Annotated in this window: 24 protein-coding genes; 10 read left to right on the top strand and 14 right to left on the bottom strand. The window is 48.7% G+C overall.

The annotated features are described in order from the left end of the window. The first annotated feature begins 294 nt into the window (after positions 1–294). The 4 genes from H6G00_RS09655 (at position 295) to H6G00_RS09640 (ending at position 7,133) form a co-directional block, all read left to right on the top strand. On the top strand, positions 295–1,587 hold the full coding sequence (locus H6G00_RS09655) for a glutamyl-tRNA reductase (RefSeq protein WP_190796564.1): 1,293 nt from the start codon (positions 295–297) through the stop codon (positions 1,585–1,587). A 161-nt stretch (positions 1,588–1,748) separates the two neighbouring features. Further along, the gene (locus tag H6G00_RS09650; RefSeq protein ID WP_190796563.1) at positions 1,749–4,745 is read left to right on the top strand and encodes a UPF0182 family protein; all 2,997 of its coding nucleotides are present in this window, start codon (positions 1,749–1,751) and stop codon (positions 4,743–4,745) included. A gap of 122 nt (positions 4,746–4,867) precedes the next feature. Continuing rightward, a complete protein-coding gene (locus tag H6G00_RS09645) occupies positions 4,868–6,046 on the top strand; it encodes a cysteine desulfurase family protein (RefSeq protein WP_190796562.1) in 1,179 nt (392 codons plus the stop codon). Between the two features lie 331 nt (positions 6,047–6,377). After that, a complete protein-coding gene (locus H6G00_RS09640; RefSeq protein ID WP_190796561.1) occupies positions 6,378–7,133 on the top strand; it encodes a DUF4142 domain-containing protein in 756 nt (251 codons plus the stop codon). A 75-nt stretch (positions 7,134–7,208) separates the two neighbouring features. Here the strand turns inward: H6G00_RS09640 and H6G00_RS09635 are convergent, their stop codons facing one another. Further along, the gene (locus H6G00_RS09635) at positions 7,209–8,630 is read right to left on the bottom strand and encodes a BCD family MFS transporter (protein WP_190796560.1); all 1,422 of its coding nucleotides are present in this window, start codon (positions 8,628–8,630) and stop codon (positions 7,209–7,211) included. A 333-nt stretch (positions 8,631–8,963) separates the two neighbouring features. On the opposite strand from H6G00_RS09635, the gene H6G00_RS09630 reads away from it, so the two are divergent. Together H6G00_RS09630 and H6G00_RS09625 are read left to right on the top strand one after the other, a co-directional pair. Next, entirely contained in the window at positions 8,964–9,926 is a 963-nt protein-coding gene (locus H6G00_RS09630) for an aldo/keto reductase (protein ID WP_242042202.1), read from the top strand. A gap of 29 nt (positions 9,927–9,955) precedes the next feature. Next, on the top strand, positions 9,956–10,468 hold the full coding sequence (locus H6G00_RS09625; protein WP_190796558.1) for an isoprenylcysteine carboxylmethyltransferase family protein: 513 nt from the start codon (positions 9,956–9,958) through the stop codon (positions 10,466–10,468). A gap of 24 nt (positions 10,469–10,492) precedes the next feature. Here the strand turns inward: H6G00_RS09625 and H6G00_RS09620 are convergent, their stop codons facing one another. Further along, positions 10,493–11,677 (bottom strand): metallophosphoesterase, encoded by a 1,185-nt coding sequence (locus H6G00_RS09620; protein WP_190796557.1) that lies wholly within the window; start codon positions 11,675–11,677, stop codon positions 10,493–10,495. Positions 11,678–11,872: 195 nt separating this feature from the next. Here H6G00_RS09620 and H6G00_RS09615 point away from each other — a divergent pair, with 195 nt between their 5' ends. After that, positions 11,873–13,069: a hypothetical protein gene (locus tag H6G00_RS09615; RefSeq protein ID WP_190796556.1), complete on the top strand. Its 1,197-nt coding sequence runs from the start codon at positions 11,873–11,875 to the stop codon at positions 13,067–13,069. 106 nt (positions 13,070–13,175) lie between these two features. Here the strand turns inward: H6G00_RS09615 and dprA are convergent, their stop codons facing one another. From dprA to H6G00_RS09590, 5 genes are all read right to left on the bottom strand, one after another. Then, positions 13,176–14,297, bottom strand: coding sequence for a DNA-processing protein DprA (gene dprA / locus H6G00_RS09610; RefSeq protein WP_242042201.1), 1,122 nt, complete (start codon positions 14,295–14,297; stop codon positions 13,176–13,178). 43 nt (positions 14,298–14,340) lie between these two features. Continuing rightward, a complete protein-coding gene (locus H6G00_RS09605) occupies positions 14,341–14,997 on the bottom strand; it encodes a DUF2301 domain-containing membrane protein (RefSeq protein ID WP_190680065.1) in 657 nt (218 codons plus the stop codon). A gap of 102 nt (positions 14,998–15,099) precedes the next feature. Continuing rightward, positions 15,100–15,900: an SAM-dependent chlorinase/fluorinase gene (locus H6G00_RS09600; protein ID WP_190796555.1), complete on the bottom strand. Its 801-nt coding sequence runs from the start codon at positions 15,898–15,900 to the stop codon at positions 15,100–15,102. Between the two features lie 156 nt (positions 15,901–16,056). Then, complete coding sequence (locus H6G00_RS09595) at positions 16,057–16,554, bottom strand: GNAT family N-acetyltransferase (protein WP_199318400.1); 498 nt, start codon at positions 16,552–16,554, stop codon at positions 16,057–16,059. A gap of 33 nt (positions 16,555–16,587) precedes the next feature. Beyond that, entirely contained in the window at positions 16,588–16,833 is a 246-nt protein-coding gene (locus H6G00_RS09590; RefSeq protein WP_190641678.1) for a hypothetical protein, read from the bottom strand. Positions 16,834–17,054: 221 nt separating this feature from the next. On the opposite strand from H6G00_RS09590, the gene H6G00_RS09585 reads away from it, so the two are divergent. Next, entirely contained in the window at positions 17,055–17,381 is a 327-nt protein-coding gene (locus H6G00_RS09585) for a hypothetical protein (RefSeq protein WP_190641679.1), read from the top strand. Positions 17,382–17,515: 134 nt separating this feature from the next. On the opposite strand, the gene H6G00_RS09580 is transcribed toward H6G00_RS09585, so the two are convergent. The 3 genes from H6G00_RS09580 to H6G00_RS09570 form a co-directional block, all read right to left on the bottom strand. Beyond that, complete coding sequence (locus tag H6G00_RS09580; protein WP_190796554.1) at positions 17,516–17,914, bottom strand: PIN domain nuclease; 399 nt, start codon at positions 17,912–17,914, stop codon at positions 17,516–17,518. Beyond that, the gene (locus tag H6G00_RS09575) at positions 17,901–18,113 is read right to left on the bottom strand and encodes a type II toxin-antitoxin system VapB family antitoxin (RefSeq protein ID WP_190680068.1); all 213 of its coding nucleotides are present in this window, start codon (positions 18,111–18,113) and stop codon (positions 17,901–17,903) included. Before H6G00_RS09575 ends, H6G00_RS09580 begins: the two co-directional genes overlap by 14 nt. Before the next feature lie 206 nt (positions 18,114–18,319). Then, on the bottom strand, positions 18,320–18,526 hold the full coding sequence (locus H6G00_RS09570) for a hypothetical protein (protein WP_190796553.1): 207 nt from the start codon (positions 18,524–18,526) through the stop codon (positions 18,320–18,322). A 200-nt stretch (positions 18,527–18,726) separates the two neighbouring features. On the opposite strand from H6G00_RS09570, the gene H6G00_RS09560 reads away from it, so the two are divergent. Next, complete coding sequence (locus H6G00_RS09560; RefSeq protein ID WP_190796552.1) at positions 18,727–18,894, top strand: hypothetical protein; 168 nt, start codon at positions 18,727–18,729, stop codon at positions 18,892–18,894. A 93-nt stretch (positions 18,895–18,987) separates the two neighbouring features. Here the strand turns inward: H6G00_RS09560 and H6G00_RS09555 are convergent, their stop codons facing one another. Both H6G00_RS09555 and H6G00_RS09550 read right to left on the bottom strand, forming a co-directional pair. Further along, positions 18,988–19,575 (bottom strand): winged helix-turn-helix domain-containing protein, encoded by a 588-nt coding sequence (locus tag H6G00_RS09555; protein ID WP_190796551.1) that lies wholly within the window; start codon positions 19,573–19,575, stop codon positions 18,988–18,990. A 181-nt stretch (positions 19,576–19,756) separates the two neighbouring features. Next, positions 19,757–20,779, bottom strand: a complete 1,023-nt coding sequence (locus tag H6G00_RS09550) for a hypothetical protein (protein ID WP_190796550.1) — start codon at positions 20,777–20,779, stop codon at positions 19,757–19,759. 770 nt (positions 20,780–21,549) lie between these two features. Here H6G00_RS09550 and H6G00_RS09545 point away from each other — a divergent pair. Beyond that, a complete protein-coding gene (locus H6G00_RS09545; protein ID WP_190796549.1) occupies positions 21,550–21,945 on the top strand; it encodes a hypothetical protein in 396 nt (131 codons plus the stop codon). Positions 21,946–22,038: 93 nt separating this feature from the next. Here H6G00_RS09545 and H6G00_RS09540 read toward each other — a convergent pair whose 3' ends face one another. Together H6G00_RS09540 and H6G00_RS09535 are read right to left on the bottom strand one after the other, a co-directional pair. Then, entirely contained in the window at positions 22,039–22,374 is a 336-nt protein-coding gene (locus H6G00_RS09540; protein ID WP_190796548.1) for a XisI protein, read from the bottom strand. Between the two features lie 67 nt (positions 22,375–22,441). Beyond that, positions 22,442–22,690 carry a hypothetical protein gene (locus H6G00_RS09535; protein WP_190796547.1) on the bottom strand — a complete coding sequence of 83 codons (249 nt, stop codon included), beginning with the start codon at positions 22,688–22,690 and terminating at the stop codon, positions 22,442–22,444. Positions 22,691–22,862 lie beyond the last annotated feature (172 nt).

Here is a 22,862-nt window from a genome sequence, read left to right as displayed (position 1 = left end):
TCTCAGGGCAATTCATAAAAATTCATGTAGAAAAGTGCGGTAGAAGCAGCTTTGGCGCTCTAGTCGCCTACCTTAAGTTGATAAACTTCTTTTAGATTGCTGACTCTTATGGGTCAGTTGTTTATATTACGAAAACTTGATTAATCTCTAGTCTGGCTGATGTTCAAATGCAGTTGTTAGGGTTGAAAAGAGTCGGCTGTTAAAGCGCCTTGTTCGACATACCTAAAAAGATCCCTTTCAGCAGAAGGGCGACCTACTCATCAGCAGACCCGTTCAAAAACTTTGGGAGGAACGATGAATATTGCCGTTGTGGGACTGAGCCACAAAACAGCCCCGGTAGAAGTGCGAGAAAAGCTGAGTATTCCGACTCCGCAAATGGAAGCGGCGATCGCCCATCTCTGTAGCTATCCCCATATTCAGGAAGCTACCATTCTCAGCACTTGCAATCGTCTGGAAATTTACGTTGTCACCAGTGAAACTGAGCACGGAATGCGAGAAGTGGCTCAGTTTTTGGCGGAATACAGCAAATTGCCGATTTACCAGTTGCGCCCTTACCTGTTTACGTTGCTGCACCAGGATGCTGTGATGCATCTGATGCGAGTAGCGGCAGGGCTAGACAGCCTAGTGCTGGGTGAAGGGCAAATTTTGTCGCAGGTCAAGCACACTCACAAAGTTGGGCAGCAGTACAAAGGCATTGGGCGAGTTCTCAATCACCTGTTTAAGAAAGCAATTGAGGCAGGAAAGCGGGTTCGCACTGAAACCAGCATCGGTACAGGTGCTGTTTCCATCAGTTCTGCTGCGGTAGAACTGGCACAGCTTAAGACGCAAAACCTGGCAGCTTGTCGGGTGGCGATCGTCGGTGCAGGCAAAATGTCGCGGCTGCTGGTGCAACACCTCTTACCTAGAACGCCCGCTCAAATCTGCATTCTGAACCGATCGCTAAATGGTGCTCAGGAGTTAGCTAATCAGTTCAAAGAGGCAGATTTGCGGCTGCATACGCTGGCAGATATGCATACGGTGCTAGCGAATTCTGATGTGGTGTTTACCTGCACGGCTGCAACTGAGCCACTGTTAGATCGCGCCAAGCTAGAGATGATCCTGGAGCCAAATCAGCCGTTGATGCTGTTTGATATTTCGGTACCGCGAAATGTCGATGCTGATGCCAACGATTTGTCTCATGTCCAGGCATTTAACGTGGATGACCTGAAAGCAGTAGTGGCGCAGAACCAGGAAAGCCGCAGGCAGATGGCAATGGAAGCGGAAGCGCTGCTGGAAGAAGAAGTTGAGGCGTTTGAGGTGTGGTGGCGATCGCTTGAAACCGTTTCTACTATCAGCAGCCTGCGCGACAAAGTCGAAACAATTCGGGAGCAAGAATTAGAGAAAGCGCTGTCCCGCTTGGGAACAGAGTTTGCCGAAAAGCACCAGGACATCATCGAAGCCCTTACCAGAGGCATCGTTAACAAAATTTTGCACGACCCGATGGTGCAGCTTCGTGCCCAGCAAGACATTGAAGCACGACGCAAGGCGATGCAGACACTGCAAGTTCTGTTTAACCTGGAAGGTGCCTCGAACGAGCAGTATAGTTAGGGGCTAGGAGCTAGAGGCTGGGGCTTTGCTTTTAGCCTTTTGGGGAGGGGTGGATTCTTGAGCTGGTTGCTGTTTTGGGAGCCAGTTCAAGAATTCACCCCTCTGTCGCATTAGGATTGGGTTAGACAATCCCGCCCTAAAGCGACCCGAGAGCAGAATCTATGTTTAGCCGCAAGCATCTTCTACCTCAGAAAAAAGCAGACTACTGGCGCTGGGCTGTGGGGTTGTTCGGCATTCTGTTTCTGCTGGATCTGGTCAGTTTTCTGATTGCCGAAGGGTTGTGGTTTCAGACGGTTGATTCTCTCCAGGTATTTTGGGTGCGGGTACAGACTCAAGGTCTGTTGGGGTTGCTCGCGTTTGGGCTGAGTGCTGGTTTGCTGTTGAGTAATTTGGCGATCGCCCGTCAACACGCCTGGTTAAAACCGCCCGATGATGCTGATCAGCCAGCCCCGGCAAGAATGGGGTTATTGCAACTTCTGCCATTGACTTTGAGCTTGAGCTTGATTATCGGCGTGATGCTGCTCTATCACGGGCAGGTGGCGGTGAGTCACTGGCATCCTCGCCTCAGTTTGTATAGTGATAATTCTCAAATTCCAGTTAAGTTTCAGCCAGAGTTAGTTTGGCAGATTGGGCAAGAGTTAAGTACTCAGCTCTGGCAGGTGGGGTTTATGGTGGGGCTGGCGATCGCCCTGTTGATTTACCCGCAGCCACTCCTAGTGGGAGCGGCAATTCTGATGAGTCTTGCGTTCGGGCTGGTGATTTCAGAGCATTGGGCAAAAGTCTTGCCCTACTTTAACCCAACCCCGTTTGGAGAAGTCGATCCGCAGTTCGGACAAGATATTAGTTTTTATATATTCAAACTCCCCGTCTGGGAATTGCTGGAGTTTTGGCTGATTGGGCTATTAACTTTGGCATTTGTTTCAGTTTTGCTGATTTATCTGCTGTCGGGAGATAGCCTCAGTCAGGGCAGGTTTTCTGGGTTTTCGGGCACCCAGCGGCGACATCTTTATGGATTGGGCGGCGGACTGATGTTGGCGATCGCCCTCAGCTATTGGCTCGATCGCTACACCCTGCTTTACTCCAGACAAGGCGTTGTCTATGGCGCAAGTTACACCAACGTCACAGTCCAGCTTCCTGGTTACACCATTCTTAGCCTTTTGGCAGCCCTGATTGGCGCATTTTTGCTGTTTCGCACCCTCTTCTGGACAGCGGCAAGGAGCAATATTTCCCAGCGAGTGTCAACCCGTCAAACGGCATCCCGCAAATATCCAGCTTCAACCCCGTCTCGCCCTTTACCCCTCGTTCTCGTCGGGTACCTGCTATTGGCGGCAATGGTCGCGGTTCCTCTGCCGCTTGCCGTACAGCGGTTTGTCGTGCAGCCAAATGAGCTAGAGCTAGAGCGACCTTTCATTCAGCGCACGATCACCCTGACGCGCAAAGCGTTCAATCTGGATCAGATTGAGGTTGAAACTTTTGTTCCAGAAGACAACCTGACTACTGAAGAAATTCAGCGAAATGATCTAACGATTAGCAATGTTCGGCTGTGGGATACTCGCCCACTGCTACAGACGAATCGGCAGCTTCAACGAATTCGACTGTACTACGAATTTCCGGGGGCTGACATTGATCGCTACACCTTACTCAACGAAGCGGGTGAAACCGAACGACGGCAAGTGCTAATTGCGGCACGGGAGCTAGACTACAATTCGGTTCCAGCAGAAGCTCAAACCTGGGTCAATAAGCATCTGATCTACACGCATGGTTACGGCTTTACGCTCAGTCCCGTCAACACAGCCGGGCCAGGTGGCTTACCTGACTATTTTGTTCGAGGAATTGAGCAAATTCCCAGCAGCGATCGCATTCGTGACAGCATTCCCCTGGATAATCCTCGAATTTACTACGGTGAATTAACTAATACCTATGTGATGACGCAAACGCGGGTGAGTGAGCTAGACTTTCCCAGCGGCAGTGAGAATGTCTACAACAGCTATGACGGTCTAGGCGGCGTCGACATTAGCGGCTTTGGGCGACGACTGATTTTTGCTAAGCACCTGCGCGACTGGCAAATGATGCTGACTGAAGATTTTACGCCCCAAACTCGGCTGCTGTTTCGGCGCAACATCATGAGTCGGGTAAGAGCGATCGCCCCCTTCTTGCACTATGACCGTGACCCTTATCTGGTAGTGGCAAACGCAGGTAATGGGCTGGGAATAGACACTGCAGACTCAACTCCTAACTACCTGTATTGGGTGATTGATGCTTACACCACGAGCGATCGCTACCCCTATTCCGACCCTGCCGACAATGACTTCAACTACATTCGCAACTCCGTCAAAGTCGTTGTGGATGCCTACAACGGCAAAGTACATTTCTACGTTGCAGACCCGCAAGACCCGATTATCAACACCTGGGGCAAGATCTTCCCTGATATGTTTCAGCCGCTCGATCAGTTGCCTGCTCCTTTGCTGAGTCATATTCGCTACCCGCAGGATTTTTATCGCGTCCAGTCTAACCAATTAATGACCTATCACATGACTGACCCCCAGGTGTTTTACAACCGGGAAGATCAGTGGCGTGCCCCCAACGAAATTTACGGGAACGAACAGCAGTTGGTAGAGCCTTACTACCTGATCATGAAACTACCTGCGGAAGATAGTGAAGAATTCATTCTATTTCGCCCCTTCACACCTGTACAACGCAACAACATGATTGCGTGGCTAGCAGCCCGTTCAGATGGAGCAGGAGAATCCTCACCCAACCTTAACCGCTATGGCAGACTGTTGCTCTATCGTTTTCCCAAGCAAGAACTGGTGTACGGACCAGAGCAAATCGAAGCGCGAATTAACCAAGATCCAGTCATTTCTCAGCAGATTTCGCTCTGGAATCGGCGCGGCTCTAGGGCAATTCAAGGAAATTTGTTGGTGATTCCGATTGAACAATCTTTGCTCTACATCGAGCCACTTTACCTGGAAGCAGAGCAAAACCAACTGCCCACACTCGTCAGGGTGATTGTTGTCTATGAAAATCGGATTGCGATGGCAGAAACGCTGGAACAGGCACTAGCAGGAATTTTTCAGCCCGATACAAGCAATACACCCACCATCGTGCGTCCTGTAGGAGAACTCTTGCCGCCCGAGGGAGGAGCTTTGTCGCCTTGACAGATTACTATGTTTTCTGAACGTGAAACCTTCTGTTCGTGTTCAAAATTAAACACATCTCCATTCAGCAATGCCAGCTGAGGCGCTATATGCTGAGAGAAGGAGCCGCTGAGCAATGACCTATGCAAATTTACCTGGACTATAGTGCCACTACACCCACTCGCCCAGAGGCGATCGCCCAAATGCAGCAAATCCTCACACAGCAGTGGGGTAATCCTTCTAGCCTACATGAGTGGGGACAACGGGCCGCGACTGTAGTAGAGCGGGCTAGAGTCCAAGTAGCGGATTTAATCAATGCAGCACCGGATTCTATTATCTTTACGGCTGGGGGCACCGAAGCAGATAACTTGGCAATTATGGGTATTGCACAGCAGTATTCAGTGCCGCAACATTTGATTATTTCCAGCGTGGAGCATTCTGCAATTTCAGAACCCGCACGGCTGTTAGAGCAATGGGGTTGGCAGGTGACGCGCCTACCCGTGAATGCTCAGGGACGAGTCAATCCTCAAGATTTGCAGGCAGCACTACAGACGAACACAGTTCTGGTTTCAGTCATTTATGGACAGAGCGAAGTCGGAACCCTTCAGCCAATTGAACCGCTAGGACGAATCGCTCAGGCCCACGGAGCGCTGTTTCACGTGGATGCAGTGCAGGTAGCAGGACGATTGCCAATTGATGTACAGCGACTACCTGTGGATTTGCTTTCTCTGTCGAGCCACAAGATCTATGGGCCGCAAGGAGCAGGGGCACTGTACGTGCGTCCGGGCGTTGAACTCATGCCGTTGCTGAATGGCGGTGGGCAAGAATTTAAGCTGCGCTCTGGGACGCAGGCAGTCCCAGTGATTGCCGGATTCGGCATCGCGGCTGAACTCGCGGCTGAAGAGATGGCAACCGAAACGCCTAGACTAATTCAACTGCGCGATCGCTTATTTGACCAATTGGCAGACGTACCGGAACTAATGCCTACGGGCGATCGCCTGCATCGCCTGCCCCATCATGTCAGTTTTTGTTTACTCAATGCCGATGGCGAAAAGCTCAGCGGTAAAACGCTGGTGCGGCAAATGAACCTGGCTGGAATTGGCATCAGCGCCGGATCAGCCTGTCATAGCGGCAAGCTCGTCCCCAGCCCAATTTTGGTAGCAATGGGATATGGCGATCGCACCGCTAAGAGCGGCATTCGCCTCACGCTTGGACGACCGACTACTCTTGAAGACATCGATTGGACAGCCCTGGTATTAAAACAAATCTTGCAGCGAGTCGCCCCTGCTCCCGTTTGTGGCGCTTGTCCTGGCATGTCTTGAGGTATGACTGTTCCCCTGGTATAGCAAGCAACTTGCCCTTTCGACAGAGGTTCAGAGAAATTGCAGCAATTACGCTGCATATCAGTAGAAGGATAAGACTCGGGTAGACAACTGGGAGCTTTACCCACCCAGGGAAAGCAGCTTCAGATTGATCTGTTAGCTGCATCGGATGCGGTAGCATTTCTGATTTAAAGCCCTCAAGAGCCTCCAGCTTGGTGTAAAGCTCTCAGATTACTTTTATTACCCTCAACTTCTTGCCTGACAGAGTATCTTCAGGTCTGGCTAAGAAGCTTATCTTGAGCTGGAATTTTAACATCAAGGTTTCCTCACCATGAATCGACTGAATTGCAAAGGTTTAATCAAAAAAGCGACTGGCGTTGTTGGCGCTGCCACACTAACTTCCCTGATTGGTCTTCCTGGACTGGCACAAGTCAATCCCAGACCTAGCATCCTTAACGAAGCGCCTTACAACAACAACGCTACCGGGGCAACAGGTGAGTTAAATCCTAATCCCGGTGTTTTTAATGAAGCCCCTTACAACGGTTCCACAACTCCCGGAGCCGTACAGGCTTCTCCCGCAACTACACCTGCCAGCCAAACTCCAACTACTCTATCTGCGGCTCCTGTCAGCAGCTTAGATCAGCAGTTCATGATTATGGCTGCTCAAGGCAACAATGCTGAGATCCAAACTTCGCAGTTGGCGCTAGACCGTTCTGAAAACGAAGAAGTGAGACAATTTGCTCAGCGGATGATCCAGGAACACACTCTGGCAAATCAGCAGCTACAGCAAATTGCTTCCCAGTATGGAACAAATTTGCCTGCTGACCCTGGTCCATTGAACCAGGCGATCGCTGAGCAACTAGCACAGCTTTCTGGCTCAGAATTTGATCGGGCTTACATGGGTGCACAAACTAACGCTCACCTAAGAACGGTCGCCCTGTTCCAAACCCAAATTCAGCAAGGACAGGAAGAATCTCTGAGACAGTATGCAACCCAATTGCTGCCATCGGTCGCAGACCACTACGAAATGGCAAGCACCATGGTGCAACAGTACCGCGCTGACGAGCCTAGCCGTCCGCTTCAGTAGTCCCAGAGACTCAGCCTGATTCAGTCTGAATTTAAAGCTGCGCTCCTGAGGAGCGCAGCTTTTTACCTTTCATCCTCAATCCAAGTCAGTTTGTAAGACAGCGGCGATCGCCTTCGATGCCTTTGTACGAAACTCTTGCACATCCACGCGGCTCAGTAGCCAAACTGCAACAAGCATTCCAATTGCTTGACAGGCAAAAACTAAACTAAAGGCAGGGAGCGGACTCTGAAACCAATTTCGTCCCAAGTCGAGCAAAGCTCCTCCCGCAACCGTTGCAGTTGCTTGAGATAGAGCTTGGGACAGTCCCCAGGCACCCACAAATGTCCCGGCAGTTTCTGCTGCGGTCAGGTCTAACATCAGGCTCACCGCACCGTTTGTCAAAATGCCAGAGGCCAGCCCAAACAGCATCACCGCACTTTTGAGCATGACTTGCGTCTCAGTTAAGCCTGACAGAATTACCAGCACAAAACAGCCTGCGGTTAAAAGACAGCCTAATTGGGCAGTTCTTTGCTTGCCCAGACGCGGCACGATGACAAAACCTGAAATCGCCATCCCAGCAAGAATGCCATAGCCCCAAAACTGGTTGAGCCCAGCACTTTCACCAAGCGTCATGCCAAACACTTCACGAGCGTAAGGTTCCAGTACGGGCTGCTGTAAAAATAGGCTGACTGTCATTACCATCAGAAAGGTGAAGAAAATTGCCGTTTGTCGGGAAGCCGTGAGAACTTTAAGGGCTGCGCCAAGGGTAATTCGATCTTCCCGTTCGGCAATCGTGGAGCGCGATTGATAGTGGGAATATTTTTTCTCAATCCCAAAGGTTGCCAGCACTCCTAATCCCACAACGGCGATCGGGAAAATAGTAAAGAGGCGATTAATTGAAGGCTGCAACGTCTCTGGAGTGATGCCTTCAAGCATTTTTTCGCCTGCGATCGCCCCCGCTACAATACCCACGATTAGCATTGCCCAGACAATGCCAACTAGCTTTGAGCGGTTTTCTTCCTCCGATACATCGACCAGCAGCGCTGTAAATGGAGTTGAACTGGAGCTAATACACAGCCCGTATAACGCAAACATAAACGCCAGCAATGCTGCCCAACCCGTACTTTGGGCCGTCCAACCCGCAACGGTACTGGCTCCCAATTGCCAAACCACCTGTACTGCTAGATACAAGCAAACCGCCTGAAGCGCCAGCCCAAGCCAGATATAACCAGTGCGGTGGTGTCCCCAAATGGGTCTGGAGTCCGACATGTACCCAAACCAAATTCGCGCAGGGGCAACGAACTGATACATGGCGATCGCCCCCGCCGCGATCGTTCCTGGAATTCTTAACTCCGAAATCAAAACCTGGTTTAGTACACCCAGCGTCAATAATGACAGCAGCCCCAATCCCATTTGGAATAATCCCAGGCGGAACATCGTAAACAGCCCGATTTGAGGAACTGCCCTATTTGCTGTGGGTTGAGCAAGCTGCTCATCTGAAAAATTACCTGTCGCCATATTTATAAAACTTCAGTTCTAAAGTTATCAATCTTTGCTAGAGGAGCATCCTATGGAAGCGTTTCTCTACTCCTTACGATAGAGAATGTTCACATCCTTGTTAAGAGGCGAACGATCAAAGTTAACTTTCGCAAGGAACAAAACCATCCATGAGTTTGTTAGGAAACATTATCTGGTTAATCTCTCGCCAAACAACACTTTAAACTGCTGGTTATTGCTCTACTTCCCCTCGGACGGGACTTGCGTTAAAAAGCGGTTCTCAAGGTAGAGGCAAGATAAAGTTTTGTAAAGTTACACTCATAGATATCTAACTCTAATTAAATGGAGGATACTTTGAGTACACAAACCGCACAAACCATTACGCTTGGTGCCAATGGCCCAACAGTAGCCGCCCTATGTATTGGGACCTGGGCTTGGGGCGATAAGCTGTTTTGGAGCTATGGCAGAGATTACGATGCAGCTCAGCTTCAAGAAGCATTTAAAGCAGCCTTGGATGCTGGAGTGAATTTCTTTGACACCGCTGAAATCTACGGCTTCGGTGAATCCGAAAAACTGCTGGGACAATTTATGCAGCAGGCATCACAGCCTGTACAGATTGCTACTAAATACATGCCGTTGCCCTGGCGGTTTAGTGGAGATGCGATCGCCAATACTTTAACCGAAAGCCTCAAGCGCTTGCAGGTTAGTAGCATTCCGCTCTATCAGGTACACATGCCGTTTGACTTTTTCATGAGCAAAAAGACGCTCATGGAAGCTCTAGCAGCAGAGGTCAAACGCGGTCGAATCGGGGCGATCGGTGTCAGTAACTACTCAGCTAGCCAAATGCGAGAAGCACATCAACTGCTGGCAGCACAGGGCGTTCCTTTGGCGGTCAACCAAATGCCCTACTCGCTCCTGGGTCGGCAAATCGAGACAAACGGCGTGATGGATGCGGCGCGTGAGTTGGGAGTAACGATTCTGGCATACAGTCCTTTAGCTCAGGGATTGCTGACCGGCAAGTACACACCAGAAAACCACACCACACCGACAGGGGCACGTCGGATTGATCCTCGCTTCAGCCGTGATGAGTTAGAAAAAATTGCGCCTTTGATCAACTTACTGAAGCGAATTGGGGAAAAGCGCGATCGCACCCCTGCTCAGGTTGCACTTAACTGGCTGATCGCCCAAGGTAATGTGATTCCGATCGCAGGAGCAAAAAACGCAGAACAGGCGCGACAAAATGCGGGTGCGCTGGGCTGGAGTCTCGACGAAAACGAAATTGCCGAACTCGACCAAATCACCCGCTCCTACCGATAAAGTTAAGTGTAGGATTTGGTCTTTAAGACATGAAGCTTTGGTCGGACTGGGGATTTAGCCGCGCTGGATGGCGCAATAGTCAGCGGGGTGAATATTGGGTTGTGGCGCAAGCGTTGTTGATAACAGGTTTTGTGCTGCTGCCCGTCTACCGCCCCCTTGAGCTAGCTCTATCTCCTGCATGGCTTTACTTCAGTTGGGCAATTGCGGGGATTTTAGGAGTGGGGGCGATCGCCTTCTTCATCAAAGGCATTCTAGACCTGGGCAATAGCCTTACCCCGCTCCCTTATCCTAGAGAGGACGGACAGTTAGTTCAGACAGGCGTATATGCGATCGTGCGTCACCCGCTTTACAGTGGACTGATTTTGGCAGCTTTGGGCTGGACAGTTTTTCAGTTCAGTCTGCCTCATCTGGTTGGCGCGCTAATGTTTGTTCTATTTTTTGATGCAAAAGCAGCCCGTGAAGAAAACTGGCTGATGCAAAAATATCCAGACTATGCAACCTATCGTCAAACCGTAAAGAAGCTGATTCCCTGGCTGTATTAAAGTGCCTCAACTTTACAACAACCCTTAAGAGCTAGGAGTGTATTGCAGCGATCGCTCCTCTGCGGTCAAGTTCGCCTCATTTACATCCCGTCGTAGCACCTGCCCAGTAGGGCTAGCAATCAAGCGGGGAAGCTGCTGCATATCCACCAGTTCCATCGTTCTTATGTCATAGGTAGTGTAGATCGTTTCCTGTGAGTCTAAACCGACATCAACCACCGTTAATGTCTTTTGTGGCGCTAAGTTGCCGTTGAGCAAGCGACGGGCACCAGAACCCAAAAGACCGGAATACAGTAACTCAAGCTGACCCCGATGCCCCGGATAGTAGGCATGATTGTGTCCACTAACGTAAGTGTGAACGTTGTGACGCTCCATTAGGGCGCGTAGCTCTTCTGCTCCGCTCAGATATTCCCCTGGCTCATCTCGCCCAACCGAAATTCCATACAGTGGCAAATGCCCTATCGCAATCCGCAGTTTGGCAGCTTTTGCCGCCTCTGATTCTAACGCTTGCTCAGCCCAAGCCAGCTGTTCTGCCGGGATAGTTGCCGATGATGCGTCCCAAGTTAAGAAGAAAACACCATTTTGTTGAAAGGTGTAATAGAAAGGGAAACCCGCTCGATCGACAAATTCAACCCCCGGATCATGGCTAGGATTGTTCCAATAAGCAGCAGCGATATCCCGGTCCTGTTGGTAAAGTAGCGTCCCGTCGCTGGCGATCGCCCCCGATGCATCGTGATTACCCAAAGTGAAACCGTAGGGAATGTTTGCATTTCGCAGTGGCGCAGCGACATGCTGATCAAATGCTGACCACATTGCCTCAACCTGGGCACGGGGCAAAGACGCATCCTGACCTGCAATCATGTCACCACCACATAAAACCAAGTTGGGTGCCCAAAAGGGCATCAGCGAAATGGCTTTGTCTACTTCGGGGTCGTAGTCGGTAGAGCCATACTGACTGTTAAGGTCACTGATCACAACAATACGGGCATCGCCTCTAGGCGGATTAAACAATCCTTCGCTGCCTGGTACGTTTTGAGATACTGGGGTTGGAGCTGCCTCACTCACAGGGCTAGGAGTTTGAACTTGGGAGGTTTGGGAGGTGACGGGCTGCTGCTCAGTGCTACTGGCAATTATGCGATGGATCAACAGAGCTAGACTACATCCGCCAACGGCTCCACCTAACACCAAGAACTGACGACGTTTAAGACTCATATTCCCAAAGCTAAACCTGTTGCGACACCAATCCTACCTTACTCACACTGCCACTCAAGTTTAAGAGGGCTGCCATAGTGATAGATTGACGTGAGGGGGCAACGATAAGACCTATCGCGTCCGACTGCTTTTTGCTACGCTGAGTTGCTGCATTCGTCGTCGCCCTTAAGCATTGCTGCCCACCAGGGAGGAGTTATGACACCGGATCAGCCAAAGCGTCCAAAGCCAAACCAGCAAAATTTTTGGCAGCAAATCCAGCCTGTGCTCAAAACTCAAAGTCTTCGAGCTTTGCGAACTACGATCCAGGTGCTCGAAGGAATTGTAGAAGAGCTGGAGAAAACACCTGCACCGACTCAGGCAAAATTGTCACCCCCTACAAAACAATCTGCATCTGAGATCAAAGCAGCTCCGGTTGAAACCCTAGAATTTCCAGCTGCACCAACCATGCCAGCAGCTGAGCCGACCGCTAAGCCAGACGAAATTGCTTCAACGCCACCGGAAGTTAAATCTCCTGAAGATGACGATGACGATATCTGGGGCATGGACGAGAGCTTGTCCTTGGATGAACAATCTACTTTAGGTAAACCGACAGAGGCAATCGCCCCTCCCACACCTGCTCCTTCAGCCACTCCGCTAACTAGCAGAGCCAATACACCACTGCCTGCTTCTCAAGGCAGCTTGTGGGCAAAATGGGTAGCGGTGCTTGATTGGGCGCGCGATCGCCTCCCCGATTCGATCAGTGACAGACTATCGGACGCTGTTCTTACCAGTATTGCTGGTGGAGTTTTGGTGCTGCTGGTGTGGACAACGTCTGCCCTGCTACCCAATCAGGCTGAGGAAATAGCTCAAGCACCTCCCGTACAATCGTCTCCCGTAGTTAAACCCACGCCTTCTCCCCAGCTTAAACCCACGCCTTCTCCCCAGCTTAAACCGACTCCCTCTCCTCAACCCAGCCCGCCAAAACAGGTTGCTCCGGCTCCGACACCTATCGTTGTTCCACCTACTCCAAAACCCACTCCTTCTCCTTCCCCTGTCGTCTCACCGCCTCCAGCTCCACCTCCTTTAGAACTGACTCCCGAACAAAGCTTGATTGCGGCAATTCAAGACCAGGTGGCAGAAGTCACAAATCGCTACGCCAATGGGTTTATTCAATCCATTCAGGCAAACTTCCGCGAGAGTCGGCTAATCGTCAAGGTCAGTATGGGCTGGTATGAGCTGAGTGGCGATCGCCAAAACAAACTGGCTGACGAAATGCTGAAACGAGCACAAGAGCTTGACTTCAGCAAATTAGAAATTACTGATTCTCAGGGTACACAGCTTGCCCGCAGTCCCGTTGTTGGACCAAGCATGATCATTCTTCAAAGGGAAATGAAAACTAGACTTCCTGCATGAATCATTTTTTGAAGCGTGAATGGTGGTGCGGCTTCACCGCACCACCATTCACGCAGGAGATCTCCTGAGCAAGCTGGGTAAACAATTAATGATGAATTAATAGTGTTTAGCCTCTCTGGTAGCGCATTCCGGGTAGTTGAGAGACAAAGCCCATGAGTTCCAGTTGCACCAGGGCACTGAGAACTGAACCGGTGGGTAGCCCAGATTCCTGAGCAATTACATCAAAAGACGTGGGTTCTGGTGGAACTGCCTCCAGGACTTGTTTAATCTCAGGTTCCAGGTCGGTCAACTGTTCGTCCAGAAGCGAGAGTTGGGAAGGAGGGGAGGGCATGACGTGCAGCCGTGGCATTGCACCCAGCATTTCTAGCAGATGACTTTCACCCAAGATGACGTGAGCGCCTGTATTTAGCAATTCCAGGCAACCTTTGGAACGAGGGTTATCCAATGATCCGGGCAGGGCGTAGACATCGCGGTTATAGTCAGTTGCCAGTCGAGCGGTGATCAACGCTCCCGATCGATGGGGCGCTTCTAGCACCAGAATGGCGCGGCTGAGCCCGGCAATGATGCGATTGCGGCGTGGGAAATTGGCTCGATCGGGCTGGGTGCCAGCGGGATATTCGCTAACGAGGAGCCCCTGTTCGGGAATTCGTTTGGCTAGATTGCGGTTTGACCACGGATAAACGACATCGACGCCTGTACCCAAAACAGCGATGGTACGTCCGCCTGCGTTGAGGCAGCTCTGGTGAGCTTCGGTATCCACACCGTCAGCCAAGCCGGATACGACGATGAACCCTGCCTGTGCCAGAGAATCGCTGAGTTTACGAGTCCAACGTCTGCCGTAGTCTGAAGGGTCACGGGTGCCAACGATGGCGATCGCTGGCACCTTCCCCTGGTTCTCTTCTGGAACGACGTTACCGCGATAGTAAAGCACGGGTGGCGGATCGGGAATTTCTAGCAGCAGTCTCGGATAATCGGCATCAGCAGGTGTCCAAAAGTAAGGATTTACCTTTTCATGCTCTTGCAAAATCTCATCAGGATGAAAGCGTGATCGCCTGCTTGCCACAACTGTCGCAGTGTGAGGGCCAAACCCTTCCACCTGCTCTAGTTGTTTGGGGCTGGCTTCCCAGGCTTCTGCCAGACTATCGAAATGGTGATGGAGGCGCATCAGGAGAGTTGGCCCCACTCCTTCAATGCGTGACCAGGCTAGCCAGAATGCACGTTCCCCCAACTGACGCTCCTTAAATGTGACTGAGTCTCAGAAAATTAAAGATTCACTCAACTGCTGCCTGCTGCTTTAAATAAACGAAAACGCTCTTGTCACCAATGTCAGGCGGAATGGGTTGAACTACTTTGCGTAGCGCAAACACGACAAATAAAGCAGCCCAAAGCCCCAGCAGAACTTGCTCTAAAGGAACTGACAAAATTCCAAACAGGTGCCCTAGCAGCAACAAAGGAACCAGAGGGGTCAGCAGCTTGGTTTCAAGACGGTTAAAGCAAAATGCTTCTTTGAAGAAGATACCCGTCAGAGCCGCAAAGATAAAACCGATGCCCAAGATCGTGGTGGGTTGGTGGTAGACCGCCAGAGCAAGGGGTTCGCTGTGAGTGAGGGCAATGGCGATCGCTGCCACAGTGCCAGCCAGCCAAAAAGCCTGCAATGCTCGGTGCAACGGTGCGAGGTAGATATGAATCGTTAGCAGACTCACCGCTAACCCTATAGAAAAGCAGATATAGAGAACGTTCAAAGCGACAGGAACAAAGGTGTAGTCAGCAAATTTCAGCACCAGAAGAGTTCCCAATGCAAAGCTGAGAGCTGCTGCCATTAGCCCTGCCCGATAGATGATTACGCCCTGGCGATCGCTCTCTGTGATCGTAAATTCGCCAAACTGCCCCTGATAAACTTCTGAATCAGCATTCTGGATAGTGGTCATTGTGTTCCCTCTTCGCAGTGCATTTGTTGTAGCGAATTCTGGTTTTAGGCTCTGCCTGTATTTTAACCAAGTAGGAGGGACAGAATTTTACTTAAAAGTTGCTCAATCGTAGAACACAAGCTGCACAGAGCTCCCAACGGTCAAATGTAGTTGAGCATCAGCGCTGCCGCCACTGACAGCAATTTCGACCCAACCGTGACTGCCAATCAAAGCTAACAAACTGCCAGGAGAACTATCTGCATAGGTTTGTTTCCCTGGAATCGTCAATTCTGCGATCGCCACTGACCAACTCTTATGAACAACTTCACGTCCAGGAATGTTGGTAATCAGATTGCCAAAGTGGTCAATGTGCTGAATTGTGCCTGCGATCGCCCCTTCGGTTCTTATACAGCTCACTAAAGGGAATTGCTTGAGGGAAGCTAGATCAATTGCAGTTCCCAGTTTCTCTAAAGGAACACCTGAGGCAAGATGTGCCCCCACCGAGGCAAAGATGTCACGTCCGTGAAATGTTGCGCTTGGCTCAGAGGTGCGCCAGTAATTAGAATTCGTTAGCTCAACGGCGGCGATCGCCAAATGCTGGTCGAGAATGCCGCTAAACAAACCATTGTCTGGACCTACCAAGAATCCGTCTTGAAGCTGAATAGCGATCGCCCTTCTCTCACTTCCCACACCCGGATCGACGACCGCTACATGCACTGTTTCTTTAGGAAAGTACGGATATGCGTTCAGCAAATGAAATCTTCCCGCTGCAATATTTTGGGGTGTAATTTGGTGAGTCAGGTCAACGATGGTTAGGCTTGGGTTAACTTGGGCGATCGCCCCTTTCATCACTCCCACATAAACGTCCTGCAAACCAAAATCACTCAGCAGCGTGACTAATCGCCCTGGCAACACCTCATTCATAGGAAGGCTTGAGAAACGGCTTCTGTGCTGATTCTATTGGTTTCCAGCTTACTCAAACAACTGACGCATTCTATTTAGAGAAATGCAATTTGGTGTCCCTGACTCCTCTACACCCCGTTCTGAGTCAGCGAATAAATCTGCGATCGCCGCGTTACTCTACACTTCGTTGAGGTGCTTTTCGTACAAAACCTCATAGGGCTGATATCCAGACTTTTGATAGAACTTAGCTGCAGATTCGTTGCTGCATAATAGACCCACTCTGACAATTTTCAAATGCAAGTCAAAAAAGTGCCGTTCAGCTGCTCGCATCAATTCAGCCCCTGCCCCGTGCTTTCGCATCGTAGGGACAACATATAGGTCGGAAATATAACCGTACTCCCGCTCTTGTTCAACAATATGGAGGTCGCCTTCATCGAGTTTTTCAACGAAGCAGACGACAAAGCCGACGATGCCCTCTTGAGACTCTGCTACATAAATCTGACCATTTTGCTGTTCAACGGTTTCTTCGAGATACGCCAGATGAGCATCACCCATCTCAGAACCTGGTGTCCTGTTGGGAGATAACTCACGTTCAGCATCTTGAAGTGCTGCCATTAACGTAACGAGAAACAGTCGGTCTTCAGATTTAGCAGTACGAACCGTAAAACTAGACAATAGCCATGCCTCTCAACTCTCATACAAGATAGTTTAGAGAGGACTACCGCACTGAGCCTGTAGTTGACTTTCTGATAAACCAAAGTTTTGCTGGCGACAGAGCAGCACTTGTGCCATGCGCTGCTGAACGTATAGGCGGTGGGCAAACCAGCCAAGAGGCGCACCTAGAAGGATTGCACCAAGTGCAACGCCAATCAGCAGGCTGTTGAGCAAATCTCGCCGCCGAATCCGTTCTCTCTCGTGATGATCATGCTCTGGGGCAACTGTTGAACGTTCCATCGGAGTTATCCATCGGGGTGATAAACAGATCACCTTCTAGCTAAACAACTAAAACTTGAAACTTTATCTCTCTTAAGGTGAAGGTCGTTCGCGCAATAGACAGAGCTTAGACTCAGTCCGCTTCTACGCTGTAAGAGTCTGGTTAATCTAACGTCCGATATAGGTGCTGCTATTCGAGACAGCTTTAACATAACTTTCAGTTGTATTTTTGGATAGAGCAGATGACCTCTCAATTGAACCGTGACTTAGAGAAAACTGAAGCGAAGGGAGCCTCACTATTTGATCGCACCTTTCGAGACAGCGAAGGCAACATTGTAATTGCTCAGATGCCCAATCTGCCTATTCTGCTTGGTTCAGCAGCAGCTTTCCTTCAATTTGTGCTGCCCAGTGGCAAAATCCAAACCGCGTTTGCTCTAATCGCGTTCGGCACTCTGTTCACCTGGGCATGGCAAGAACTGTTTGAGGGAGTTAATTATTTTCGGCGATCGCTTGGTTTACTCGGATTAGTCAGTCTGATCGCGATAGGACTCAACCTCATGGGAGTGTGAGTCTCTGAAGCGAACTCACTAAGCGAATCGCCCCACTCACACTGCGATCGCCACTCAACAGTTTTATTACTCACGTCCTGGATTGCAATCTGCAAAACCTAATGCCTGTGTATCGAGAAAACTTGCGATCGCACTCAAGGTTGAAAGCGGAGGTGCTGAAGCGATCGCACTTGAGCAATAGTTTCAAAATCACGATCGTTGTGAATCAAAAGTAAATTGTTTTCTAAAGCTGCTTGAGCAATACAGCAATCAATTGGGCTACGAACGGTAAGTCCTTGTCGCCGTAGCTCGTAGTAAATGCGGGCAGCCGCTCGCCAAGAATAGGGCGTGAGTTCAACGTAGCTTTGGGCTTCAAGATAATTAGCAAGAAGAGTCCATTCTTGCTCGTTTAAGCTCCCTTGCAGTAATTCAAGCTGAGTGAAGCGGGTCAGTAAAATGTCGTGATTAGCAATTAGAGTCTCAAGCTGCTGACGGATTTGACCGCTGCGATCGCGAAAAACACTAATCCAAACAGATGTATCAATCAGCAACATGACGAGTTTCGCGCAGAGCTTTGTGGTCAAAGTCTGAACTGAACTGAATTTGTCCTGATAGGTCGAGAAGATTTCTCTTGCGGCGCGATCGCACAAGCTCTTGCAGAGCAAGTTTGATCAGTTCTTCTTGAGTGGTAAGGCTAGTAAGTTCGAGGGCTTCATTGACGAGTCCTTCGTCGAGATTTAGAGTGATTTGCATAAGACAACTACTAGGGAAATTGGTTCCAGGAGTGATCAATTTGAGTCTAGTGTAGCTAAACCTCACGCTCTGTTTTTACCATTCTTGTCACGTCATCTGTTCAGGATCTTTCAATCTGCTGCATGTAGCGGTGTGATCGCCTGTCACTAATGCTTCTTACAAAATGACGATCGCACCCCTCAAATTACGATCGCCACTTAACAGTTTTATTGCCCACGTCCTGGCTTACAATCTGCAAAACCTAACGCCTCTGTATCGAGAAAACTTGCGATCGCCATCTCGATCACTGCTTCGATGGGGTACTCGATTTCAGAAGCATGAGCAATAAGAGCGGCATGAATTCGATCAGGTAAACGTCCTAAAATAACTTCGGCATCAGCAGGAGAAAGGTGCTCTTGAAGTTTGGCTTGCATTAACTTCACCTTTCAGTTGGAATTTGGACGTTGTAAGAGGGTTCAAAGGAAGTGAAGGCGATCGCATCCAAAATCTTCCGAGCTTGAACTTGAAGTTCAGAATCATTTGCTGGCATGAGAGCGAGAGGGTGATTACACAGAAGTTATGCTCTCACAAATTCTGTTACAGTCTACGATCTCGCTACAGATAAGATGTGAGAATGCTTAACATAGCGATTGCTCTACTCACATCCGATCGCCACTTACAGCCTTATTGTCCTCATCTTGGCTTGCAGCCTGCAAAACCTAACACCTCTGTATTGAGAGAACTTGCGATCGCTGTCTTCAATAGTTGGGTATTAAACATTTTCAAAGCAGGGACAGGCTAGTACGATCAACAAAATGGTGCGTTTGCTAGTCAGCAACGCACCCTACAAGATGGCGATCGCACTGAAAGATGGCAACTGCATTAACGACTAAGTTCACTCACCAATACTCCGGAGACGAATAGAGCGCGCAATATCAACTAGCAGGTCGAGATCATCTAGTGGCATAGATGATGTGAGTAGAGCAAGTTTTCTTTCCAAAGCTTCCCGCGACGAAAGTCCTGGTTCCAAAACGAGATGTTTCTGTGAAGGTGTTTCTGCGATCTTTAGTTGCGGCTTTGGAGTAGCAACTTGTTTCTCTGCTGAAGTCAAATTTTGTAACGTTGTCCCTGCAGCATGATGACCTTGTTCAGTTAATTTCCAAACACCGCGTGGAGCCGATATATCCAAGTAACCGGACTTCCGAAGGTCATTCCGAGCCCATCTAATCTCATTTTGCCATTGAGGCTCTGTACGCACCATTTGAACGAGTTGTTCTTGAGGAATGTCTCGCCAGTTTACGCCACGTTTCTCTAGTTCGTCATAGCCTGTCCCACTTGGAATTTCGCGCAACCATTCTTGCGGAAATGTGAAGTTACACTCGATTTCTTCATAGACAATACGAATCTGGAGCCCATCCCTAAACCTTTTCAACGTCTGGAGTAGCACAGATTGGAGTACGTCTCGTGTACGAATATTAGACATCTCGATTCTCCTCTTAAAGTAGCCAACAATTGATCCTGACTAAAGACATCTCGCGGGGTGCGGGTGATTAGGCATTAAACATTTTCAAAGAAGAGAGGGCTTAGTACGCCAAACAAGATGGTGCGTTTGCTTGTTGGCAATGTAGTCTATGAGACAGCGATCGTACAAAGTGGCTAGTCTACTAAATTTTCAAGTGCAGCGTGTAGTCTATCAAGAATCGGAAAAGGAAAGATATAATTACGGCAAATACTGTCCAAAGAGAGCGACTAACTATTTGCTGAGTAATTCTTGTATTACTTGCTCTAGTTTTTTCTAATGTATTTTTGTCGCCTCGTGTCATTGAAAACTTTGGATACTCCTCATATCTATCAACTGCTGCACCTAGTAATCTTGCCAAACTTCTTCCAACAACTGTACCAGTTGAAAAAGCAGCCATCATGAGGATAAAAACTTTTTGCAGATTGTCAAGTGACACATTATTACCTATCCCGAAGAAAGGCAATAAATATGGTGAGTAAGAATAAGTCAGTATAAGAAATAAGATAGGTATAAAGTTACGAATAAGCTCTAGTAACAACCTTTCCTGTTTCTTGAGAACTCTCTGAATTTCGTCAGTTTTAGGAGCATCTTTCAAACCCTCGTACCAGTTACTAACAATATTCAAAAGCTCGATGGCGATTATATGATTGACAAAATCAACCTTACAAACACCGGCTGCTCCTGCCTCAAGCAATTCTAAGACATCATCACTTGAGAAGAATAGCTGAAACATATCCTTGGGTGGAATTGCAGTTCCAATCCTTAATTTGAGTGAATGCTTTTGAGGAAGCTCAGATGTTGGAAGCTTAATCAAGATCTCCCAAGTCACACTAATAGATCGAACAGTTTCATTAACTGCATCCCAGTTTGCTCTTTCAAATTCATTCCAAGCAGAGTAATCCTTTACCTTCCTCCCTGAAAGAATGAAGTTGATTGACGTAATATTTGCAGTAATGTCATGAATGGTTAATTTATCTATGATTTGTTCATTAAGATTTTTAATATCTTCTACTGTTAGTATCTTTCCATCTGGAAGTAGACGGAGTTCAGTATCAGGCTTTACATTCAGATAATAGAAAGCAGCTCTTATCCCGTCAGTAGATAATGAAGTTATCGCACGATTAGGAACGATTCTTGCATCTTCTGAAGATTGGAATTCATTCATAGTAGAAATTAGTGAGGTAAAGAGTTGGTAGGAAAGTATAACATTGCAAAAAGATAGTTGTTAGCAATCCAAATATTGACAACATCAAACCTTGTTATAAAGCAATTATTATGAAATAACTGCTCCCTCTTTGAGCGAGAAGCTTTCAAGTGACGGGCTAAAAATATTACTAGAATGGTCTTCTCAACCTAATATCCTAACAATGCCTAACTAGCGAGATTCTTCACATATTAACTTCTGTTTAGAGACTTTGCCTAGATTGTTCATTCAACATTTTTTACGCGCTTCTGATGCTAATGCGTTATCAGCAATCGCCCCCACCCCTCCCAAAACAACCCGCATCCCTCAAATCTTGCTTCTCTAATACATAGGCACAAGCAGAACAAGGCATGAAGCTCCTTAGTTGATGTCATCACCACAAAAGTTGCTGACATCAAGACAGAAACTTCTGACATGGTTACAGAAACTTCTGACATCAAGACAGAACTTACCGACATCAAGACAAAAACTTCTGACATGGTTACAGAAACTTTTGACATCAAGACAGAAACTTCTGCAAGCATGTCGCTATAGTTTTAGTTGACTTCTAGGTAGACCGACTAGGATTTTGTTGAGAGGGCGATCGCCCCACAAATCGCCCTCAGAAAATCCACCTAACTTTATTTAAGCAGCGACAAAATTAGTGTGAAAGTTCGGTGAATTGCACACGTATCGTTCCTAAATTTGCGGGCAATCTATTTCTATAACTGTTTAATAGGAGTCAAAATTGTATGCCTCGTATGCGTCGTGCATCTCGCGGTCTTGAGAAAGCTGAGCTTCGTGCTGCTGGCTTGAGAGCGATCGATCCTCAACTGAGTTTTGGCAATTCAGTCACGCTGAGTGAGTTCACCCGAACCATTGACCAACTGCGTCTGAGAATGGAAGCTTACAATACTGCTCTAGCCGTGATTGATGCTTCACAAACTGAGATGGCAGAACTGGAGAAGAAGCTAGGCGAACTAGGTGAGAAACTGATGATTGCCGTTGCCTACACCTACGGCAACGATAGCCGCGAATATGAATTGGCAGGCGGCATTCGCAAGAGTGAGCGAGTTCGCAAAATTAGAAAAGGACGGATTCGCACAGAGGCAACTAATTCATCTAATGGTGGTTCTTTGACGGCTTAAGTGAGAAGTGTCGGGGCGATCGCCCTTCCCTTCAAAAGCGATCGCCTCCACAAATTTTGTACATGAAGTGGGCAAAGTAGTGCCGTGATGATCTCAAGCAGCACCATACTCTGTGTACTGCCGTTTGTAAGGCGGTTGTAAGCCCAGCACAATATCTTCTCTAGGAACACCCATTTCAACCAGCTCCTCAGCAGGATTCAAATCCGTCAAGTTTTGCTGAAGCCAAATTTTTCCGTCCTTAATATCAAAATGGACGATGCAACGATAAATTCGGTCGAACTGTTGCCAACCTACATTCATCCACTGATAATGATCCCGCTGAGTGTCAAAGATCAGTTGCACTTCAACTTCATTATCTGGAGCGTCATCTTTGGCATACTGGCTCAGTAAGGTCTGAACGTACTCCCGATATTGAGCTACCTTGTCCATTGCACTATCACCTCATTCACTGGGGGCGATCGCCCTTCCCTTCAAAAGCGATCGCCCTCTTCTCTGCTTATCCTTCTCGCTTACGATAGCGGGTCAAGATACTCATCACTTCACCCAGGTCAGGTGCAGGTAAAAGTGGACTCCATGCGCCGACTTCGGCGAAGCCACGACGATGTAAGTTGTGAATCGTTTCAATCACACCATCACGAGAGCCGATCACCAACACTTGCAGTCGTTCGCGTTCTGGAAGTGACGCAGTAGAAAGGTTCTCCTCCACAGGTAATGAGTGGAGAGATTCCAAAAAAGATTGAGACATGAGTTGTGACTCCTTAGGGTTTTCAAGAAAACCCAAAAACCTAGCCACCCCGCATTTATTCACGCGTTGCAATAGTGAGTGAGAGAACCAAAAGTGAGTTTAAATCTTTCACTTTCATGTCCTGAAGGGTCAGCAACGCTTTTTTGACATGACAAGTCGGGGTGGCTAAGGG

Origin of the sequence: Leptolyngbya sp. FACHB-541, from assembly GCF_014695875.1 — a bacterium.
In the GTDB taxonomy this organism is placed as follows: Bacteria; Cyanobacteriota; Cyanobacteriia; order Elainellales; family Elainellaceae; genus JAAUTN01.
Note: the sequence above shows the minus strand (reverse complement) of the source record. Positions and strands in the feature narration are given on the sequence as shown.

Bases quoted from the DNA above. Each gene is read 5' to 3' on its own strand.
- H6G00_RS09655 (WP_190796564.1), top strand. From the start codon at position 295: ATGAATATTGCCGTTGTGGGACTGAGCCACAAAACAGCCCCGGTAGAA.
- H6G00_RS09650 (WP_190796563.1), top strand. From the start codon at position 1,749: ATGTTTAGCCGCAAGCATCTTCTACCTCAGAAAAAAGCAGACTACTGG.
- H6G00_RS09645 (WP_190796562.1), top strand. From the start codon at position 4,868: ATGCAAATTTACCTGGACTATAGTGCCACTACACCCACTCGCCCAGAG.
- H6G00_RS09640 (WP_190796561.1), top strand. From the start codon at position 6,378: ATGAATCGACTGAATTGCAAAGGTTTAATCAAAAAAGCGACTGGCGTT.
- H6G00_RS09635 (WP_190796560.1), bottom strand. From the start codon at position 8,630: ATGGCGACAGGTAATTTTTCAGATGAGCAGCTTGCTCAACCCACAGCA.
- H6G00_RS09625 (WP_190796558.1), top strand. From the start codon at position 9,956: ATGAAGCTTTGGTCGGACTGGGGATTTAGCCGCGCTGGATGGCGCAAT.
- H6G00_RS09620 (WP_190796557.1), bottom strand. From the start codon at position 11,677: ATGAGTCTTAAACGTCGTCAGTTCTTGGTGTTAGGTGGAGCCGTTGGC.
- H6G00_RS09615 (WP_190796556.1), top strand. From the start codon at position 11,873: ATGACACCGGATCAGCCAAAGCGTCCAAAGCCAAACCAGCAAAATTTT.
- H6G00_RS09605 (WP_190680065.1), bottom strand. From the start codon at position 14,997: ATGACCACTATCCAGAATGCTGATTCAGAAGTTTATCAGGGGCAGTTT.
- H6G00_RS09600 (WP_190796555.1), bottom strand. From the start codon at position 15,900: ATGAATGAGGTGTTGCCAGGGCGATTAGTCACGCTGCTGAGTGATTTT.
- H6G00_RS09590 (WP_190641678.1), bottom strand. From the start codon at position 16,833: ATGGAACGTTCAACAGTTGCCCCAGAGCATGATCATCACGAGAGAGAA.
- H6G00_RS09585 (WP_190641679.1), top strand. From the start codon at position 17,055: ATGACCTCTCAATTGAACCGTGACTTAGAGAAAACTGAAGCGAAGGGA.
- H6G00_RS09580 (WP_190796554.1), bottom strand. From the start codon at position 17,914: ATGTTGCTGATTGATACATCTGTTTGGATTAGTGTTTTTCGCGATCGC.
- H6G00_RS09575 (WP_190680068.1), bottom strand. From the start codon at position 18,113: ATGCAAATCACTCTAAATCTCGACGAAGGACTCGTCAATGAAGCCCTC.
- H6G00_RS09570 (WP_190796553.1), bottom strand. From the start codon at position 18,526: ATGCAAGCCAAACTTCAAGAGCACCTTTCTCCTGCTGATGCCGAAGTT.
- H6G00_RS09560 (WP_190796552.1), top strand. From the start codon at position 18,727: ATGCTTAACATAGCGATTGCTCTACTCACATCCGATCGCCACTTACAG.
- H6G00_RS09555 (WP_190796551.1), bottom strand. From the start codon at position 19,575: ATGTCTAATATTCGTACACGAGACGTACTCCAATCTGTGCTACTCCAG.
- H6G00_RS09550 (WP_190796550.1), bottom strand. From the start codon at position 20,779: ATGAATGAATTCCAATCTTCAGAAGATGCAAGAATCGTTCCTAATCGT.
- H6G00_RS09545 (WP_190796549.1), top strand. From the start codon at position 21,550: ATGCCTCGTATGCGTCGTGCATCTCGCGGTCTTGAGAAAGCTGAGCTT.
- H6G00_RS09540 (WP_190796548.1), bottom strand. From the start codon at position 22,374: ATGGACAAGGTAGCTCAATATCGGGAGTACGTTCAGACCTTACTGAGC.
- H6G00_RS09535 (WP_190796547.1), bottom strand. From the start codon at position 22,690: ATGTCTCAATCTTTTTTGGAATCTCTCCACTCATTACCTGTGGAGGAG.